The sequence below is a fragment of the Streptomyces sp. NBC_01317 genome, assembly GCF_035961655.1.
In the GTDB taxonomy this organism is placed as follows: domain Bacteria; phylum Actinomycetota; class Actinomycetes; order Streptomycetales; family Streptomycetaceae; genus Streptomyces.
The window spans coordinates 6,809,542-6,827,399 of sequence record NZ_CP108393.1 but is presented as its reverse complement, the minus strand read 5'-3'; the positions used below and the strand labels follow the sequence as shown (position 1 = coordinate 6,827,399).

The 17,858-nt window shown below is 72.3% G+C and carries 16 protein-coding genes and 2 tRNA genes; 6 read left to right on the top strand and 12 right to left on the bottom strand.

What is annotated here, in order from left to right; all coding sequences use genetic code 11:
* Window positions 1–3: 3 nt before the first annotated feature.
* The 5 genes from pdxS to pgsA form a co-directional block, all read right to left on the bottom strand.
* Window positions 4–915 (bottom strand): pyridoxal 5'-phosphate synthase lyase subunit PdxS, encoded by a 912-nt coding sequence (pdxS, locus tag OG349_RS29795; RefSeq protein WP_327237520.1) that lies wholly within the window; start codon window positions 913–915, stop codon window positions 4–6.
* A gap of 177 nt (window positions 916–1,092) precedes the next feature.
* On the bottom strand, window positions 1,093–1,641 hold the full coding sequence (locus OG349_RS29790; protein WP_327237519.1) for a hypothetical protein: 549 nt from the start codon (window positions 1,639–1,641) through the stop codon (window positions 1,093–1,095).
* 218 nt (window positions 1,642–1,859) lie between these two features.
* Window positions 1,860–3,029 (bottom strand): glycosyltransferase family 4 protein, encoded by a 1,170-nt coding sequence (locus tag OG349_RS29785; protein ID WP_327237518.1) that lies wholly within the window; start codon window positions 3,027–3,029, stop codon window positions 1,860–1,862.
* Window positions 3,026–3,946, bottom strand: coding sequence for a phosphatidylinositol mannoside acyltransferase (locus tag OG349_RS29780; RefSeq protein ID WP_327237517.1), 921 nt, complete (start codon window positions 3,944–3,946; stop codon window positions 3,026–3,028). The genes OG349_RS29785 and OG349_RS29780 overlap by 4 nt, the downstream gene beginning before the upstream one ends.
* Window positions 3,943–4,653, bottom strand: a complete 711-nt coding sequence (gene pgsA, locus OG349_RS29775) for a phosphatidylinositol phosphate synthase (protein WP_327237516.1) — start codon at window positions 4,651–4,653, stop codon at window positions 3,943–3,945. The genes OG349_RS29780 and pgsA overlap by 4 nt, the downstream gene beginning before the upstream one ends.
* A gap of 260 nt (window positions 4,654–4,913) precedes the next feature.
* Here pgsA and OG349_RS29770 point away from each other — a divergent pair, with 260 nt between their 5' ends.
* Window positions 4,914–6,569, top strand: a complete 1,656-nt coding sequence (locus OG349_RS29770) for a hypothetical protein (protein ID WP_327237515.1) — start codon at window positions 4,914–4,916, stop codon at window positions 6,567–6,569.
* A gap of 71 nt (window positions 6,570–6,640) precedes the next feature.
* On the opposite strand, the gene OG349_RS29765 is transcribed toward OG349_RS29770, so the two are convergent.
* A complete protein-coding gene (locus OG349_RS29765; RefSeq protein WP_327237514.1) occupies window positions 6,641–7,204 on the bottom strand; it encodes an HIT family protein in 564 nt (187 codons plus the stop codon).
* Between the two features lie 66 nt (window positions 7,205–7,270).
* On the opposite strand from OG349_RS29765, the gene OG349_RS29760 reads away from it, so the two are divergent.
* Complete coding sequence (locus tag OG349_RS29760; RefSeq protein WP_327237513.1) at window positions 7,271–7,936, top strand: potassium channel family protein; 666 nt, start codon at window positions 7,271–7,273, stop codon at window positions 7,934–7,936.
* Between the two features lie 45 nt (window positions 7,937–7,981).
* On the opposite strand, the gene thrS is transcribed toward OG349_RS29760, so the two are convergent.
* The 3 genes from thrS to OG349_RS29745 form a co-directional block, all read right to left on the bottom strand.
* Complete coding sequence (thrS, locus tag OG349_RS29755; RefSeq protein ID WP_327237512.1) at window positions 7,982–9,958, bottom strand: threonine--tRNA ligase; 1,977 nt, start codon at window positions 9,956–9,958, stop codon at window positions 7,982–7,984.
* Window positions 9,959–10,040: 82 nt separating this feature from the next.
* The gene (locus tag OG349_RS29750) at window positions 10,041–11,327 is read right to left on the bottom strand and encodes a hypothetical protein (protein ID WP_327237511.1); all 1,287 of its coding nucleotides are present in this window, start codon (window positions 11,325–11,327) and stop codon (window positions 10,041–10,043) included.
* Entirely contained in the window at window positions 11,327–11,893 is a 567-nt protein-coding gene (locus tag OG349_RS29745) for a DUF4365 domain-containing protein (protein ID WP_327237510.1), read from the bottom strand. The genes OG349_RS29750 and OG349_RS29745 overlap by 1 nt, the downstream gene beginning before the upstream one ends.
* 188 nt (window positions 11,894–12,081) lie before the next feature.
* Here OG349_RS29745 and OG349_RS29740 point away from each other — a divergent pair, with 188 nt between their 5' ends.
* Window positions 12,082–12,810, top strand: a complete 729-nt coding sequence (locus tag OG349_RS29740) for a 3'-5' exonuclease (RefSeq protein WP_327237509.1) — start codon at window positions 12,082–12,084, stop codon at window positions 12,808–12,810.
* A gap of 83 nt (window positions 12,811–12,893) precedes the next feature.
* Here OG349_RS29740 and OG349_RS29735 read toward each other — a convergent pair.
* Window positions 12,894–12,965: transfer RNA gene (locus tag OG349_RS29735), tRNA-Val, on the bottom strand.
* Between the two features lie 123 nt (window positions 12,966–13,088).
* Between OG349_RS29735 and OG349_RS29730 the strand changes: the two genes are divergently transcribed.
* A complete protein-coding gene (locus OG349_RS29730) occupies window positions 13,089–15,653 on the top strand; it encodes an SCO7613 C-terminal domain-containing membrane protein (protein WP_327237508.1) in 2,565 nt (854 codons plus the stop codon).
* Between the two features lie 78 nt (window positions 15,654–15,731).
* Here OG349_RS29730 and OG349_RS29725 read toward each other — a convergent pair.
* Window positions 15,732–15,803, bottom strand: a tRNA-Val gene (locus OG349_RS29725).
* A gap of 78 nt (window positions 15,804–15,881) precedes the next feature.
* Window positions 15,882–16,403 (bottom strand): TIGR02611 family protein, encoded by a 522-nt coding sequence (locus OG349_RS29720; RefSeq protein WP_327237507.1) that lies wholly within the window; start codon window positions 16,401–16,403, stop codon window positions 15,882–15,884.
* Between the two features lie 190 nt (window positions 16,404–16,593).
* On the opposite strand from OG349_RS29720, the gene OG349_RS29715 reads away from it, so the two are divergent.
* Together OG349_RS29715 and OG349_RS29710 are read left to right on the top strand one after the other, a co-directional pair.
* Complete coding sequence (locus tag OG349_RS29715; RefSeq protein ID WP_003959770.1) at window positions 16,594–17,007, top strand: SsgA family sporulation/cell division regulator; 414 nt, start codon at window positions 16,594–16,596, stop codon at window positions 17,005–17,007.
* Window positions 17,008–17,265: 258 nt separating this feature from the next.
* Window positions 17,266–17,835, top strand: a complete 570-nt coding sequence (locus tag OG349_RS29710) for a CGNR zinc finger domain-containing protein (protein ID WP_327237506.1) — start codon at window positions 17,266–17,268, stop codon at window positions 17,833–17,835.
* Window positions 17,836–17,858 lie beyond the last annotated feature (23 nt).

Here is a 17,858-nt window from a genome sequence, read left to right as displayed (position 1 = left end):
TGCTTACCAGCCACGCTTTGCGTAGTGCTCGGACTCGGGGAGGGTGTCGATGTTGATCCCGACCATGGCCTCGCCCAGGTTCCTGGACGCGTCCGCGATGATCTTCGGGTCGTCGTAGAAGGTGGTCGCCTTCACGATCGCGGCGGCCCGCTTGGCCGGGTCGCCCGACTTGAAGATGCCCGAACCGACGAACACACCCTCGGCGCCGAGCTGGCGCATCAGCGCCGCGTCCGCCGGGGTGGCCACGCCGCCGGCCGAGAAGAGCACCACCGGCAGCTTGCCGAGCGCGGCGACCTCCTTGACGATCTCGTACGGCGCGCGCAGCTCCTTCGCGGCGGCGTACAGCTCGTTGGAGTCGAAGCCGCGCAGCTTGGCGATCTCGTTCTTGATCTGGCGCAGGTGGCGGACCGCCTCCACGACGTTGCCCGTGCCGGCCTCGCCCTTGGAGCGGATCATCGCCGCGCCTTCGGCGATACGGCGCAGGGCCTCGCCCAGGTTGGTGGCGCCGCAGACGAACGGGGTGGTGAAGGCCCACTTGTCGGAGTGGTTGACCTCGTCGGCCGGGGTCAGGACCTCGGACTCGTCGATGTAGTCGACACCGAGGGACTGGAGGACCTGCGCCTCCACTATGTGGCCGATACGGGATTTGGCCATGACCGGGATCGAGACGGCCTCGATGATGCCCTCGATCATGTCCGGGTCGGACATGCGCGCCACGCCGCCGTCCTTGCGGATGTCGGCGGGCACCCGCTCCAGCGCCATCACGGCCACCGCGCCGGCGTCCTCGGCGATCTTGGCCTGCTCGGGCGTGACCACATCCATGATCACGCCGCCCTTGAGCTGCTCGGCCATACCGCGCTTGACGCGAGCGGTACCGGTCTCGGGGGACTGGGGGGAAGCGGATGAAGGGGACACTGAAGCGACCTCACTGGCTGAAAATGATGGACGGGAACGACGTCATCGTCATCCTTGAGGAAACGCCTGGTGGGCGGTCCACAGCAAGAGCCAATGTGGTGCCGGTGGATCGTTCTCGGCCGCGGGGCCGGGTGAGTGGATCGCTCTCGGCCGCGAGTCGGCGTGTGTGGATCGCTCTCAGCCGCTGCCCGGGCGGTCGGCCAGTGCCACCGGCGGCTCGTCGTCCATCTCGAAGGCGAGCGGGAACGGCGCGTGCCCGGCCAGCCGGAACCAGCGGACCTTGCGGTGGCGGCGCAGGGCGCGGGCGGCCCGTACGGCGTCGTTGTGGAACCGCCGCGCCATCGGTACGCGCCGCACGGCGGCCGCCAGCTCGCCGGCGGCGTCCTCGCCGCCGGGGGCGGCCCGTACCGCCTCCACCTGCTCGGTCTCCCCGAACACCGCGCGCAGCGCCTGGCTCAGCTCGCTCTCCGCGACCTCACGCTGCTCCTCCTCGGCCTGCCGGGCCGCGTGCGCGGCCTGGTACAGCACGATGGACGCGGCGGGGTCGAGGACGCCGGAGGTGGCCAGCTCCTGGGTGACCGAGGCGCGGCGCAGCAGCTGGGCGTCGAGGGCGGCGCGGGCGGCGTCGATGCGGGCGTGGAGGCGGTCGAGGCGGCCGGCGGTCCAGCTGAGGTAGAGGCCGATCGCTACGACGGCGACGACGATCCATACGAGGGTTGGGGTCACGGGCCGCAAGGTTACCGGCGGGCGGTGCGGTGGGGTGCGGTGGTGGGGGCCGGTGCCTTGGTGGGCGGTGCCGTGGTGGGGTGTGCGCCGTGGTGGGCGGTGCCTGCGGCGCTTTCCCCTACCCGCCCCTTCCCGAGACCGGGGCTCCGCCCCGGGCCCCGGTGTCCTCAATCGCCGGACGGGCTTGGGGTGGCCGGACGGGGTTGATATCTGCGGGATCAGTCCCTCGTCGCGCCCAGGCCGAATCTGGCCCTCAGGCCCGTCGTCCGTTCGTCCGTCGCCACCGACGTCGCGCCGTCCGTCACCGTCTCGTACACCGCCAGGATGTCCGCGCCCACCGTCGACCAGTCGAAGCGCCGCACGTGCGCGCTCCCCCGCTCGCGCAGTTGTGCGCGGCGGGCCGGGTCGCCCAGGAGGCGGACCGCCGACGCCGCCAGGGCGTCCGCGTCCTCGTTGCGGAACAGTTCGCCCGCCGATCCCTGGTCCAGGACCTGCGCGAACGCGTCCAGGTCGCTCGCCAGCACCGCCGCCCCCGCCGACAGCGCCTCGACCAGGATGATGCCGAAGCTCTCGCCGCCCGTGTTGGGCGCGACGTACAGGTCGACACTGCGCAGCAATCGCGCCTTGTCCTCGTCGCTGACCATCCCGAGGAACTCCACCCGCGACCGCATCGCCTTGGGCAGGGATTCGACCGCTTCCTTCTCGTCACCCCGGCCGGCGACCAGCAGCCGTGTCTCCGGGTACGCGCCCAGGATCTTCGGCAGCGCCCGCATCAGGACGGGGAGTCCCTTGCGCGGCTCGTCGATGCGCCCGATGAAGCCGATCGTGCCGCCCTGCCACGCCGGATTGGCCTCGGCCTTCGCGAAGAAGTCGACATCGACGCCGTTCGGGATCACCACGGCGTCCCCGCCCAGGTGCTCCACCAGCGTCCGGCGCGCGTACTCGCTCACCGCGATCCGCGCGCTGATCTTCTCCAGCGCGGACTGGAGGATCGAGTACGCCGCCAGCATGGCCCGCGACCGGGGGTTCGACGTGTGGAACGTGGCGACGATCGGTCCCTGCGCCGCCCAGCACGCGATCAGGCCCAGCGACGGCGAGGTCGGCTCGTGGATGTGGATCACGTCGAAGTGCCCGTCGTGCAGCCAGCGCCGTACCCGCGCGGCCGACAGCAGCCCGAAGTTCAGCCGGGCCACCGAGCCGTTGTACGGAACGGGCACCGCGCGCCCCGCCGACACCACGTACGGCGGCAGCGGCGTCTCGTCGTCGGCGGGCGCCAGGACGGACACCTCGTGCCCGAGCCGGATCAGGTGCTCCGCCAGGTCCCTGATGTGGAACTGGACCCCACCGGGCACGTCCCACGAGTAGGGGCAGACGATCCCGATCCTCACGCCGGCCCCCCGGGCGCACCGGACGGTTCGAGGTCCGCGACCCACAGTCTCTGCAACATGTGCCAGTCCTCCGGATGCTCGGCGATCCCGCCGGCGAAGGCGTCCGCCACCGCCTGTGCCATGACAGACGTCTTCTCGGCGCGCGTACCTGACTCCGGTACCGCGACCGGCGGATGGACCCGCCCCCGCATCACCGGGGAGTCGTCGTACCAGAGCGTCACCGGCAGCAGCAGCGCCCCCGTCTGCTGCGCCAGCAGCGAAGGCCCCGGCGGCATCCGGGCCGTGTCCCCGAAGAAGTCGACCTCGACGCCCGACGCCGACAGGTCGCGGTCGGCGACGAGGCAGACCAGGCCGCCGTCCCGCAGCCGCCGCGCCAGCGTGCCGAAGGCGGAGCCGCCGGTGTGCGGCAGCACCTCCATCCCGAGGCTCTCGCGGTACGCCACAAAACGGTCGTACAACGTCTCGGGCTTGAGCCGCTCGGCGACCGTCGTGAACGGCACTCCCAGCGCGCGCGTCACCCAGACGCCCGCCAGGTCCCAGTTGGCCAGGTGCGGCAGCGCCAGTATCACGCCCCGCCCCGACGCCAGCGCGTCCGTCAGATGGTGCACGTCCTTGGGGTCGAAGCCGGCGCTCACCCGCTCCGCGCTCCAGGTGGGAAGCCGGAACGACTCCATCCAGTAGCGCATGTACGAACGCATCCCGGCCTTCGACAGGGCGGCGAGCCGCTCGGGATCCGCCCCGGGCACGACCCGCGCCAGATTCGACTCCAGCCGCAGCACGCTCTTGCCGCGCCGCTTCCACGCCGTGTCGGCGATCGTCCGGCCGAGGGCCGCCGCCGCCGGTTCCGGCAGCGTCTTGACCGTGCTCCAGCCCAGCCCGTACAGCCCGTCCGTGACCCGGTCGCGCACCCCGCTCATGACCCGGCCTCACGCCCCTGCGAGCCGGACCCGGGACCCGCGCCCGAGGCGGCCTCCGCCGCCGCCGCCGCGGCCGCGTCCGCCTCCGCGGACTCCCGCCGTACGGTCACCACCCGCTGGGCCAGCGTCACCGCGGAGCCCACCGCGACGATCCACAGCGCGATCGGCAGCAGGATCTCGATCCCGGGGACCCCGAAGGTCCGGTGGAATCCGGCCAGGCCCGCCGCGACCAGCGAGATGACCAGCCGCTCCGCCCGCTCCACCAGTCCGTTGACGGCGACCGGCAGGCCGATCGACTCCCCCCGGGCCTTGGTGTACGAGACGACCTGGCCGCTGGCCAGGCAGAAGATCGAGACGGCGCACAGCACGTTGTTGTCGCCGCCGCCCGCGTACCAGAGGGCGAAGCCCCCGAAGATCGCGCCGTCGGCCACCCGGTCGAGCGTCGAGTCCAGGAAGGCGCCCCAGCGGCTGGAGACGCCGGCCTGCCGCGCCATGTTGCCGTCGACGAGATCGGAGAAGACGAAGATCGTGATGACGATCGTGCCCCAGAAGAACTCCCCGCGAGGGAAGAAGACCAGCGCGCCCGCCATCACTCCGGCCGTACCGATGAGCGTGACCGCGTCCGGACTGACTCCACGCCGGAGCAGAAACGCGGCGAACGGCGTGAGGACACGCGTGAAAAATGCACGCGCGTACTTGTTCAGCATGGCCTTCCCGACGGTCGTTGTACCGCGCGGCCCCGACGGCCACCGGCTGGCCCATCGTAGCCACGCCCGCGGCGCGCCACCGCCGCCCCACCCGCACCGGGCGCCGGACGACATCGGGCGCCCGGTGGCGAAAGAGCGCCAACTCCCCTGACGTGGACCGCATACCGCAGTTACGCTGAGGTGCCCAGCTCCGCAGGTGAGCCGGGCGCTCTGACCAGGAACAGGCCGCGGCAGCGGATCCTTGCGGCGAGGGGGCGGCAGTGGCGAGTGACGGATTCGACTTCAGCCCGGGGGCACAGGTCCCGCTCATGGGATCGGACGGACAGACCGCGGCGACGCACGCCCTCGCCTCGGCGGCCTACCGGGACAGCCCGGTCGAGGAGATCCTCAAGGCCGACAACGAATGGCACAAGTCCAGCGTCTCCAAGGGCAGATTCTCGCTGATGGAGCCGAATCTGGGCGAGGCGTTCGCACGCGCCGTCCAGCTCAGGACCCTCGGCGGCGGCCGCGGCGCCCTCATCCAGTCCTTCGGCACCGAGTCCCGGACCATCGTCGAGCACTGCCTCGCCGCGAACGGGATCCGGAAGGAGCGGGACAAGAAGCTCACCGCCGTGACCGCCGTGTTCGGCCTGCTGTTCCTGCCCGGCGCCCTGCTCTGGCTGGGCGTCTTCCAGCTGCGCCGTACGCTCGCCGGGGCGAAGGACCGGCGTGTCGGCGCCATGGGCTCGGCCCTCCTGATCGCCGTCGGCGTCCTCGCCGTCATCTTCCTGATCGCGCTCCCCTTCGTCGGCGTCCTCGGCTGGTACCTGCGCGGCATGATCGTCGCCCCGGTCGTCGGCTGGTGGCTGGCCAAACGCATCTGCGAGTCCACCGCCAAGGACCTGCGCTCCCGCTGGAGCGCCCTCCTCGCCGGCGGCGGCATCGGCGCCAAGATCCCCGAGGCCGTGCCGGGCAACCCGGGCGACGCGAGCCGCGAGGAGCTGCGCCAGGGTCTGGAGAAGCTCACCGCCGAGCAGCGGTCCAACGTCGTCTTCTACGCGGGCCCCAAGGGAATACTGGGCATGGGCACCCGCTGGGGCAGCTGGCAGCTCGCCGAGGACCTCGTCTCCAAGGACCCCGCCAAGGAGATCCACCAGTTCCGCAGTTACGACGTCATAAGGGCGATCCACGACCAGTTGAAGCTGCTGGAGCGCGGCCCCCTCAACTCCGGTGGTTTCCCGCCGCCTTCGGTCAAGCACTGGATCGTCGCGGCGGTCGGCGAGGGCGCCGGTTCCGTGAGCCGACCCGACGGCCAGGACGTGGAGGCCTACCAGGTCAAGAGCCACGAGATACAGCGGATCTGCAACCACCAGCAGTTCGGCAGCGGCAACCGTCACTACCTCGGGGTCCAGTTCAACCTGTGGGACGGCCAGTTGGTCATCACCATGATGATCAGCGTCACCGTCCTCTACCAGACGCTGCGCATCGAGGTCACGGGGCACGCGCTCGGCCCGGTGCACTCCCTCTTCACCAGCGGGCCCTCCCCCAAGAGCCGTACGGTCGCCAAGCCGGTCCGTTTCTGGGAGACCGTCGACCGGCCGCTGCCGCTGGTCGAGCCGAAGGAAGCGGTCCGCCTCGCGGTCCGCGCGCCGTTCACCTGGTACCCGCCGCTGCTCGACCACCTCGGCGGCAAGCTCGGCCTCCCCGAGCCCTTCGGCCTGCGGCACGCCTGGGCCGACCAGCCCTGGCGCCACCGCTTCATGGCCGACGACGCGATGCGCGCCGCGACACCGGTCCTGCGGGTGGCCCACGCCGCCGCGATGAAGGTCCTGGACGAACACGGCGTGGACACCGCGAGCTTCGGCAGCAGGGCGTCCTCGCTCGGCGGAGCCGTACAGGACCCGAGTCCGCGGAAGGCGGACGCCTACGACGCGTGAGCGGGCGCCCTTGGCCCGACCCGCTACGGCGGTGGACGGGCCAGGGGTCGGCCACGGCTGTACGGGACTCGCTACGGCTGTACGGGCCAGGCCGCGGCCAGCATCGCCCGCGTGTCCGCCAGGAGCTGCGGCAGCACCTTCGTGTGCCCGACGACCGGCATGAAGTTGGTGTCGCCGCCCCAGCGCGGCACGACGTGCTGATGCAGATGCGCGGCGATCCCGGCCCCCGCCACCGAGCCCTGGTTCATCCCGATGTTGAAGCCGTGCGCGCCGGACGCCGTACGGAGCGCGGTCATCGCCCGCTTGGTGAACTGCCCCAATTCGGCCGTCTCCGCGTCGTCCAGCTCGGTGTAGTCGGCGACGTGACGGAACGGCACCACCATCAGATGGCCGCCGTTGTACGGATACAGGTTCAGCACCGCGTAGACCCGCTCCCCGCGCGCGATGACAAGCCCGTCCTCGTCGGACTTCGACGGGATCGCGCAGAAAGGACAGCCGTCGCCGGCCTCCGGTCCGGTGGGCTTGTTCTCGCCCTGGATGTACGCCATCCGATGGGGCGTCCACAGACGCTGGAACGCGTCCGGGGTCCCCACACCGATCTGCTGCTCCGGCTCACTCGTCATGCTGTGCAGCATATGACTTAGGACCGGGGAAGCGTGTCGCCGGGCCTCCGCCGGACCACCCCCCGCGATGCTGGGGCGATGCACGTCAGGAACGGCCCCGAACGCCGGCTCCGCTGGGAGCGCCGCATGGAGCTGCCGCTGTTCATGGGCTCGGCGGTCTTCCTCGGCTGCTACGCGGTCCTCGTCCTGGCCCCGCACACCAGCCCGGTGTGGCGTGACCTCGCCCTGACGGGTGTCCTGCTGACCTGGGCCGTCTTCCTGACGGACTACGTCGTACGGCTGGTCCTCAGCGGCCTGGGCCGGCACTTCCCGCGCAAGCACTGGCTGGACACGGTGGTGCTGGTCCTGCCCCTGCTGCGCCCGCTGCGCATCGTGAACACGTACAGCGCCGTCCAGCGCCGCCGGGACCGGCCCCGTCTCAGTCTGTACGGCAGGGTCATGTCGTACGCGGGACTCAGCGCCCTCCTCCTGGGCTTCGCCACCGCGCTCGCGGTCTACCAGCAGGAGCGGGGCGCGCCGGGCGCGACGATCCGTACGTTCGGCGACTCGGTGTGGTGGGCGGCCTCGGCGATCACGACGGTGGGGTACGGGGACGTGACGCCGGTGACGCCGTGGGGCCGGGTCTTCGCGGTGGTCCTGATGGCGTGCGGGCTGGCGCTGCTGGGGGCGGTGACGGGGTCGTTCTCGTCGTGGCTCATCCAGACGTTCGGCCGGGAGGACAGGGAGAGGCCCCCGACGAGCTGAACGCTCGGCGGGGGCCGTCGTACCTGTGCGGTCAAGCCTCAGGAGTCACACCTGGACGCGGCGCTCCACCACGTCGAGCAGCTTCGCCAGCGCCTCGTCGCGCGGGATGCCGTTCTCCTGCGAACCGTCGCGGTAGCGGAAGGACACCGTGCCCGCGTTCATGTCCTCGTCGCCGACCAGGATCATGAACGGGACCTTGAGCTTCTGGTGGTTGCGGATCTTCTTCTGCATCCGGTCCGAGGACGCGTCCACCTCGACCCGCAGGCCCTTCTTCTTCGCCTCGGCGGCGAACTCCCGCAAGTACTCGACGTGGGCGTCCCCGATCGGGATGCCCACCGCCTGCACCGGCGCCAGCCACGCCGGGAACGCGCCCGCGTAGTGCTCCAGCAGCACCGCGAAGAACCGCTCGATCGACCCGAACAGCGCCCGGTGGATCATGACGGGCCGCTGCTTGGAGCCGTCCGGCGCGGTGTACTCCAGGTCGAAGCGCTCCGGGAGGTTGAAGTCGAGCTGCACGGTCGACATCTGCCACGTACGGCCGATGGCGTCCCGCGCCTGCACCGAGATCTTCGGGCCGTAGAAGGCCGCGCCGCCCGGGTCGGGGACCAGCGGCAGCCCCTGCTTCTCGGCCACCTTGCGCAGCGTCTCGGTCGCTTCCTCCCACGCCTCGTCGGTCCCGACGTACTTCTCGGGGTCCTTGGTCGACAGCTCCAGGTAGAAGTCGGTCAGACCGTAGTCACGCAGCAGGTTCAGCACGAAGGTCAGCGTCGAGTCCAGCTCGTCCGCCATCTGCTCCTTGGAGCAGTAGATGTGCGCGTCGTCCTGGGTGAAGCCGCGGGCGCGGGTCAGCCCGTGCACGACGCCCGACTTCTCGTACCGGTACACCGTCCCGAACTCGAAGAGCCGCAGCGGCAGTTCGCGGTACGACCGGCCCCGCGCGTCGAAGATCAGGTTGTGCATCGGGCAGTTCATGGGCTTGAGGTAGTAGTCCACGCCCTCGTCGAGCTGCATGGGCGGGTACATGCCGTCCGCGTACCAGTCGAGGTGCCCCGACGTCTCGAAGAGCTTTCCCTTGGTGGCGTGCGGGGTGTAGACGAACTCGTACCCCTCCTCCTCGTGCCTGCGGCGCGAGTAGTCCTCCATGGTCCGGCGGATGATGCCGCCCTTGGGGTGGAAGACCGCGAGGCCGGAGCCGACCTGGTCGGGGAAGGAGAACAGGTCCAGCTCGTTGCCCAGCTTGCGGTGGTCCCGCTTCTCGGCCTCGACGAGGAAGTCCAGGTGCGCCTTCAGCTCTTCCTTCGTCGGCCACGCGGTGCCGTAGATGCGCTGGAGCATGGGGTTCTTCTCGCTGCCGCGCCAGTACGCGGCGGCGTTCCGCATCAGCTTGAACGCCGGGATGTACCGGGTGGTCGGCAGGTGCGGGCCGCGGCACAGGTCGCGCCAGGCCAGGTCGCCGGTCTTCGGGTCCAGGTTGTCGTAGATGGTCAGCTCGCCGCCGCCCACCTCGACGTCCGCGCCGTCGTCGGTCGACGCCGAGCCCTTGATGCCGATGAGCTCCAGCTTGTACGGCTCGTCGGCCAGCTCCTCGCGGGCCGCCTCGTCCGTGACGACACGGCGCGAAAAGCGCTGGCCGCGCTTCTGGATCTCCTGCATCTTCTTCTCGATGACCTTGAGGTCCTCGGGGGTGAAGGGCCTCTCGACGTCGAAGTCGTAGTAGAAGCCGTCCTTGACCGGCGGGCCGATGCCCAGCTTGGCCTCGGGGAAGATCTCCTGCACGGCCTGCGCCATCACGTGCGCGGTGGAGTGGCGGAGGATGTCGAGGCCGTCCTCGGAGGAGATCAGGACGGGCTCGACGGTCTCGCCGTCGGCGATCTCGTACGCGAGGTCCTTCAGCTCGCCGCCCACGCGCGCGGCGACGACGGTGCGCTCGCCGGGGAACAGTTCGGCCGCCGTAGTGCCCGTCGTCACCACGCGCTCTTCCCGCTCGGAATCGCGTTGGATGATCACACGGACGTCTGACACCGGACTCTCCTGACTGCACGGGGCGCGCACGTCCTGTTTTCCGTACGCATCAGGAATCGTACCGAGCCCGGGCCGTCACCCACTAAACGGTTTCCGCATCGGCTTCCTGATCGCCGCCCCCGCCGCACGCCTCTTCAAAGAAGTCCAGGTTCTCCTGGAGGGATTTCATCAGCCGGTCGCGCTCCGCCTCGTCCACCTGGACGGGCACCACCCCGCTGGCGTCGGTGAGCCTGCGGAAGCCGCCCCGGCTCTCCAGCCGGCCGACGACCCGGATGGGCAGGCCGACCAGGTGCGCGTGTCCCGCGATGCGGTACGCCTCCTCGTCGAGCGCCACCCGTACGTGCGGGATCTCCGCCCCGGCGAGGACCCGCAGCCGTACGGACCCGGCGCCGCGCGGTCCCGCCCGGCGCATCCGGATGACGGCGCCGGTGATCCGTACGGGCATGGAGGGCTCGTCGCGCAGATAGCGGCGGCCCGCCTCGCGGAGCGCGGGCAGGTCGCCGGGGGAGAACTCCACCGGTTCTGGGCGTGGCACGCAGCCGTCGGGGACGCCCGCGCCGGGGGCCCAGGCCAGGGTGACGCGGGCGCCTTCCGTGCCGCGTACGAGGGCGATCACGGCGTCGGTCAGCTCGCGGCTCACCCCTGCCTGGACGGCCGTGTCGAACGCCTCCATGCCGCCGGTGGCGCGCTGGTAGTCGACGGCCTCGCGGGTAGCGTAGAGGGCGTGGTGGAGGCGGACGGCGACGGCGCGGCCGTCCGTGACCGGCACGAAGGCGGTGAGTTCGCGTCCGCCGGGGGCCGGTCCGACCAGGATTCCTTCCAGGGAGGCCTGGGCCCGGCTGCGGTGGCGGGCTCCGTGGTAGCCGGCCCTGCTCCGCACGGCGAGCGCGCCGGCCAGCAGCAACTGCCGCGCTGCCGTGCGCAGTTGTTCCTGTACGGTCCAGGCCGCCGCCCCCGAGGGGCCCTGCGGCACGTCGCGCCACCAGCGGATCTCGTCGCTGGGGACGGTGAGGCCGACCAGGACCTCGCGGGCGGAGGGGGCCGCGCTGCGGGCGAGGGCGGTGAAGGCCTCGGCGAGCAGGTCGTCGCAGTCGGGGAAGGCGCGGCTCTCCGGCACCAGGAGGCTGGTGCCGTCGCCGGCGGGCGCCGGGGGTGTCCAGCGGGTGTAGCGGCCGGGCGCGCCGCCCCGGCGGCGCCAGCCGTGCCGGGCGAGGAGCGCGCCGAGGACGGCGGGGTCGGTCCGCGCGGGGTCGGGGGCCAGGCCGCCCGTCCAGGGGCCCGGCGGTTCCGCGGCGGGGTCGTGCGCGGGGCGGGGGCGGGCCGCCCAGGGGGTCACCTCGTCGGCGGGCTCGTCGGACGGCCGGTGCATCACGGTCTCCCTCCCGACCCGACGCGGGTCATGATCTCGCAGAGCGCCCGGTCGTCGAAGATGCGCGCGGTGGGCACCCGCACGGTCGTCCGGTGGCGGCCGGTCACGGGGTGGCCCGCCAGGTTGATCCAGTAGCAGCAGTGTCTGAGGTCGAGGCGGTCGTGCCCGGCGCGCAGCCATTCGTCCTGGGTGCGGGGCACGATCATCACGACCAGGATCTTGTGCACCGAGACGGGGGTGCGGGCCAGTTTCACCAGGTGGGCGTTGTCGAGGGCGAAGGAGAAGGCCGGGCCCGCCGGGTGCGGGGCGAGTTGGTAGGTGCTCTTGAGCTGGACCTTGATGGTCACCTCGTCGTCCACGGCGTGGCCGGGTGAGCTGTGGCTGACGTGCCAGTCGATGCCGGTGTCGGGGAAGGGCTGGCTGAGTGAGCAGCCGGCCGCGGCGGCGACCGCGTGGAGGTAGCCCACCTGGAGTGTCTCCATGCAGGCGGTGGTGGCGAGTGCTCCGCGCAGCGGTGCGATCCGCTCGGGCAGCAGCCCGCCCGGTTCGGGCTGCGCGAGAGCCATGGCTCTGGGTGCCTTCCGGGCCGTACGGATAGATGGGGTTGACGGGACGTCACCATCCGTGTCCGTCCCTTGTGTTGTCACCGTCCGGCGTCCTCCGTAAACAGTGCGTACCACATGTCCTGTCCGGGTATCACCGATTCGGGCAGAGGATGGACGCCATCTGCCGGATATGCGCGAGGAGTTCGGGGATGACGCGTTGGTACGAGGGCCCGCTGGCCGCATTCGACACGGAGACGACGGGAGTGGACGTCGAGGGGGACCGGATCGTTTCGGCCGCCCTGGTCGTCCAGGACGTGGCGGGGGCGAGGCCCCGCGTGACACGGTGGCTGATAGACCCGGGGGTGCCGGTGCCTCCCGCCGCCACCGAGATACACGGTCTGACGGACGACTTCCTGCACCGCAACGGGCGGTGGCCGGCGCCGGCGGTGGAGGAGATGGCGCGGGCGCTGGCCGAGCAGTGCGCGGCGGGCCGGCCGCTGGTGGTGATGAACGCGCCGTTCGATCTGACTCTGCTGGACCGGGAGTTGAGGCGCCACCGGGCGTCGTCGCTGGGGCGGCATCTGGAGAACGTGCCGCTGTGCGTGCTGGATCCGCGGGTGCTGGACAAGCACTTGGACCGCTATCGCAAGGGCCGCCGTACGCTCACGGATCTCTGCGTCCAGTACGGCGTGGAGCTGGAGGGCGCCCATGACGCGGCGGCCGACGCGCTGGCGTCGCTGGAGCTGGTACGGGCGGTGGGGCGGCGGTTCGCCTCGCGGATGGAGCGGCTGTCGGCGGCGGAGCTGCACGCGCTCCAGGCGGTGTGGCACGCGGCGCAGGCGCGGGGGTTGCAGGCGTGGTTCTCGCGCAACGGCACGGAGGAGTCGGTGGACCCCGCGTGGCCCCTGCGACCCGAGGTGCCCGCGGCGGCGGCCTGAGGGGCGGGGGCCCTGGCACGGTTCCTGGCACGGTTCCTGGCACAAAAAAGCCGGTCCGTCGGGGACGGACCGGCTTTTCCCGGTGGGCGATACTGGTTTCGAACCAGTGACCTCTTCGGTGTGAACGAAGCGCTCTCCCGCTGAGCTAATCGCCCGGGAACGCCTTGAACCATACAGGCCCGGACGGCTCCCCTTCAAACCGGATGGGACGTACTCACCCGGGGATCTGAGTAGGCGCGCCGATGGCACGGGCTGTGGCGCGCAGCACACTCGCTGCCATGACACAGGTGCTACGGCCCGACCAGGAGCTGGTGATCCTCGACCAGGAGCTGGCCCGACTCGACGCGCGCAAGGGGCAGTTGCTGCTGCGCAGGTCCTACTTGGTGAGCCTGCTGGCGGCGGCCGGGCCGTCAGCGGGGTGGGGATCGGGGTGGGCGTCGCCCGGTGGGCAGGGCGCCGCCCCCGGCGCGCGGCGGGCCGGGACGTCCCAGCCGGGGGCGCAGCACGTGCTGCTGACGCTGGGCGGGGTACTGCTGGCGATCGCGGCCGTCGCCTTCACGCTGGTCAGCTGGGGCGAGATGGGGATCACCGGCCGCTCGGCGGTGCTGGGTGCGGTGACGGTCCTGGCGCTCTCGGTGCCCGCGCTGCTGGTCCGCAGGGGGCTGGGCGCGACGGCGGAGGCGGTGGCCGCGCTCGCGCTGGTGCTGACGGTCCTGGACGCGTACGGCCTGTACGCGACGGCGCTGTCCGGCACGCCGCCCCTGGGGTACGTTGCGGGGGCGGCGGCCGTACTGGCCGCGCTGTGGGCGGGGTACGGGCTGGCTGTCGGCGGGCTCCGCGTTCCGCTGCCCGCGGCTGTGGTGGCCGCCCAACTCCCGCTGCCGCTGGGGGTGTCGGCGGCGGGAGCGCCGGTGACGGCGACGGCCTGGGCGTTGTGGGTGACGGCCGCGCTGGACGTGGCGGTGGTGGTGTGGGCGAAGCCGGCGCCGGTACGGGGCTTCGCGGCGGCGGGCGCGGGGGTGGTCGGGGCGCCGGCGCTGCTGACGGGCTGCGAGCTGTCGCTGACGGCGGGGTCGCCGGTGGCCGCGGCCGGGCCCGGTGTGCTGCTGCTCGCGGGGGCGGCCCTGGGCCTGTTCGCCGCGCTGCGCCTGCCGGGTGGGGCCGTCGGGTGCGCGGGGGTGGCGGGTCTCGCGGTGATCGCGGCGGTCGGCGGGGTGCTGCGCCCGGGGGTGCCGGACAGCTGGGCGGTCCCCGCGTACGTGCTGGGCGCGGTGGCACTGGCGGCGGCGACGGTCCTGGTGCCTGGTGTACGGATGCGGCTGCCGCGCCCGGTGGTGCGGGGACTGGTCGGCGTCGCCGGGGGTGTGGGGGCGTTCTCGGTGGTGTGGGCGCTGCCGCTGGTGGCGGTGGCCCTGGGCGGTGCGCTGCGGCTACTCGCCGACGTGTGGTCGGGCGCGCCGGAGCGGGCGCGGACGGTGGCCGGGACGGACTTCCCGTGGTCCGGCCTGACGACCGCTCCCCTGGTGCTGTTGATGGTGGCCGGGGCGCTGGGGGTGGCGTACGGGCGGATGCGGGGGTCGGTGCCGGCGACGGCCGGGGCCTCCGGGGCGGAGACGGCCACCGGTACGGCCAGCCGTACGGCGTCCGGCTCGGACCGGGTGCGGGCCGCCCTGCTGTCCGGAGTCGTGGCGCTGGTGTGGGCCGCTCTGCTCGTCCTGCCGCTGGCGCTGGACCTCGGGTTCGGCGCGGCGCTGGTGGTGCCGGTGGTCCTGACGGCCCTCGCGCTGACGCTCGTTCTTCTCCCCGGCCGTATCGGGGTCTCCCCGCAGGGTCCGGTGGCGGTCACCGCCCTGTGCTGCGCCCTGGCCGGCGGGGCCGGAGCCGCGCTGTTGTCCCTGGCGACCCGGCCCGCGACGGTGACGGTGCTCGCGGCCCTGGCCCTTCTTCACGCGGGCACGGCGGTGACTCTGGAGTACGCGGGGCGGCGGGAGGCGGCCACGCGGGCGGTTCCCGTCCCGCTCCGGGTGCTCGTCCAGGCGGTGCTCGGCTGTGTGGCCGTCGTGTACGCGACCGGGCTGGTCGTGGCGGCCGGCGCGGCGGCGGGGCTGTCGGCCGCGGGGGTGGCGGTGCTGGTGCTCGTCGTACCGGCCCTGGTGGCGCTGCTCGGCGCGTGGCTGCGGCTCCACCCGGTGGCGGCGCCCGTCGAGATCGCCGGTGCCTGCGTGGGCCCGCTCGCCCTGGTCCTGGCGCTCGGCCGGGCCCTGGTCCTGGCGCTGGTGCTCGCCCTGTGCGGGGTGATCGCGGCCGGCACGGCGGTGCGCGCGGAGCGGCGGGCCGTGGCGGGGTACGTCGCGGCCGGGCTGTTCGTCCTGGCCTCCTGGGTGCGGCTCGCCGCCTCCGGGGTGGGGGCGCCCGAGGCGTACACGCTGCCGGTGACCGTCCTCGCGCTCGCCGTGGGCCTGCTGCGCCGCCGCCGCGATCCGGAAGCCTCGTCATGGACGGCGTACGGTCCCGGCCTGGCCGCCACGCTGCTGCCGAGCCTGGTGGCGGTCTGGGGCGATCCGCACTGGGCGCGGCCCCTGCTGCTGGGGCTGGGCGCGCTCGCGGTCACGCTCGCCGGTGCCCGGCTCCGGCTCCAGGCGCCGCTGGTGCTGGGCGGCGCGGTCCTGGCCCTGGTCGGGCTGCACGAGCTGGCACCGTACGTCGTGCAGGTGGTGGGCGCGCTGCCGCGCTGGCTGCCGCCGGCCCTGGCCGGACTGCTGCTCCTCGCGGTGGGGGCGACGTACGAACACCGTCTGAGGGACGCGCGCCGGCTGCGGGACGGCCTGAGCCGCCTGCGCTGACGGGCCTCCCCGGCGAGAACGACCGCGGACACGACCGAGGCCCGCGAACCTGTCAGGTCCGCGGGCCTCGGTTCCGGGTGGGCGATACTGGGTTCGAACCAGTGACCTCTTCGGTGTGAACGAAGCGCTCTCCCACTGAGCTAATCGCCCGGGAACGCACCGGACACGTTACCCCATGTCAGCGGCGCTCCCCGCCGTGTACGGGGCCGCCGGTGGGCCGGTCCGGGGTCAGCGGTCGATGTTCCACGGCAGGACCCAGCCGAACTTCCAGAGGTAGACCGCGGCCAGCGCGGCGAGGATCGCGACCCCGATGCTGGTGAGCACGATGTTCCGCCGCCGGACCCTGGGGTCCATGGCCTTCTGGGCGGCTTCCGTGACCTTCCGCTTGGTCCAGCGGAGCACCAGCTGCGCCCACACGAATTCGGTGGCCCAGATCGCCATGCCGCCGAAGATGATCAGCCAGCCGGGGCCCGGGAGCGGTAGCAGCACGACACCCCCGCCGACCACCGCGAGCCCGACGATGAAGACCCCGACCTGCCAGCTCAGATGCAGCGGCCTCGACGCCTTGATGAAGCCGGGCGCCCGGGAGCCCAGCTCCGCCGTGCCGGTCCGTTCGTCCTCGGTCTTCCGGACCCGCACCAGATGCGCCCCGGACCGCGCCCCGGATTCAGCTTTCCCGTGGTCCGCGCCGCCGTCCGTCGTAGCCGTCGGTACGACGACGTCCCCCCGCTCGTCACTCTCCGCATGCATAACCCCCAACCTACCGGAATCGGCCACGTCACCGGAATGGCGGTATGGCCTGAAGTCACGCACCGCTGTACGAGCTATCCCAAGGATCACAAAACAGACAGAGGGGTTTACAACGACACCGTAGGTGGCATGTCGATTTCGCCGACGTGCGAATCCCCGAGCGCACACTGAGCGAAAGGCCCTGGCGCTTATGAACACCACGGTCAGCTGCGAGCTGCACCTGCGCCTCGTTGTATCGAGCGAGTCCTCACTGCCTGTACCCGCGGGCCTGCGGTATGACACGGCCGATCCCTACGCCGTGCACGCCACCTTCCACACCGGAGCCGAAGAGACGGTCGAGTGGGTCTTCGCCCGCGACCTTCTCGCCGAGGGGCTGCACCGGCCCACCGGCACCGGCGACGTCAGAGTCTGGCCGTCGCGCAGCCACGGTCAGGGCGTCGTCTGCATCGCTCTGAGCTCTCCGGAGGGCGAGGCCCTGCTCGAGGCCCCGGCGCGGGCCCTGGAGTCGTTCCTCAAGCGGACCGACGCCGCGGTGCCACCGGGCACCGAACACCGCCACTTCGATCTCGACACCGAACTCTCGCACATCCTGGCCGAGAGCTGAGCCAGGCCGAGGGCCGCTCGGCGCCGTCCGACTCGGGGAGACGGCGCCGCGCTGACAACCGCATACGGAGAACACCGGCGCCGTCGCCGCGGAACCCACCGCGGCGACGGCGCCGGTGCGTGTGCCGTTGCACGCCTGTGCGCCCGCGTACGCCCATGCGGGCAACGGTGTCCGAGCAACGCCACGCCCGCCCCGTACAGCGGCTAAAGTCGGCGGGATTCGGCGGGCACCGGCCCGCAGCAGGCCAGGGAGCGGATCGTGCTGATTCCCCACGACACCAGGATCGCCCTCGAAACCGTGGTCGATCTGGTGAACACCGCGCCGGACGGCGACGCGGCGGAGGTCACGCCCGACGGGCTCGCGGACGTAGCGGCGCTGCACACCTTCGTACGGGATCACAGCGTCAGCGGGGTGGAGGAACTGGGCGTCCGCGATCTGCGGGCGGTGCTGGACGTACGGAAGCGGTTCGCGGACGTGTTCGGGGCGCCGGACGCTCCGACGGCGGCCGCCCTGATCAACCAGCTGGTGGCGGGGGCGGGCACCACCCCCCAGCTGACCGACCACGACGGCTACGACTGGCACGTCCACTACTTCGCGCCGGGCGCCTCGGTCGCCGACCATCTCGCCGCCGACTGCGGCATGGCCCTGGCCTTCATCGTCGTGGCGGGCGAACAGGAACGGCTGCGGCGCTGCGAGGCCCCGGACTGCGGGCGCGCGTTCGTCGACCTGTCACGCAACCGCTCCCGGCGGTACTGCGACAGCCGCACCTGCGGCAACCGGCTGCATGTGGCCGCGTACCGGGCGCGCCGCAAGGAAGCGGCGGGCTGAGCCTCGCGGGCCCTCGCTCACCG

Bases quoted from the DNA above. Each gene is read 5' to 3' on its own strand.
- OG349_RS29780 (WP_327237517.1), bottom strand. From the start codon at position 3,946: ATGAGCGGGGTGCGCGACCGGGTCACGGACGGGCTGTACGGGCTGGGC.
- pgsA (WP_327237516.1), bottom strand. From the start codon at position 4,653: ATGCTGAACAAGTACGCGCGTGCATTTTTCACGCGTGTCCTCACGCCG.
- OG349_RS29765 (WP_327237514.1), bottom strand. From the start codon at position 7,204: ATGCTGCACAGCATGACGAGTGAGCCGGAGCAGCAGATCGGTGTGGGG.
- OG349_RS29760 (WP_327237513.1), top strand. From the start codon at position 7,271: ATGCACGTCAGGAACGGCCCCGAACGCCGGCTCCGCTGGGAGCGCCGC.
- OG349_RS29750 (WP_327237511.1), bottom strand. From the start codon at position 11,327: ATGCACCGGCCGTCCGACGAGCCCGCCGACGAGGTGACCCCCTGGGCG.
- OG349_RS29745 (WP_327237510.1), bottom strand. From the start codon at position 11,893: ATGGCTCTCGCGCAGCCCGAACCGGGCGGGCTGCTGCCCGAGCGGATC.
- OG349_RS29740 (WP_327237509.1), top strand. From the start codon at position 12,082: ATGACGCGTTGGTACGAGGGCCCGCTGGCCGCATTCGACACGGAGACG.
- OG349_RS29730 (WP_327237508.1), top strand. From the start codon at position 13,089: ATGACACAGGTGCTACGGCCCGACCAGGAGCTGGTGATCCTCGACCAG.
- OG349_RS29720 (WP_327237507.1), bottom strand. From the start codon at position 16,403: ATGCATGCGGAGAGTGACGAGCGGGGGGACGTCGTCGTACCGACGGCT.
- OG349_RS29715 (WP_003959770.1), top strand. From the start codon at position 16,594: ATGAACACCACGGTCAGCTGCGAGCTGCACCTGCGCCTCGTTGTATCG.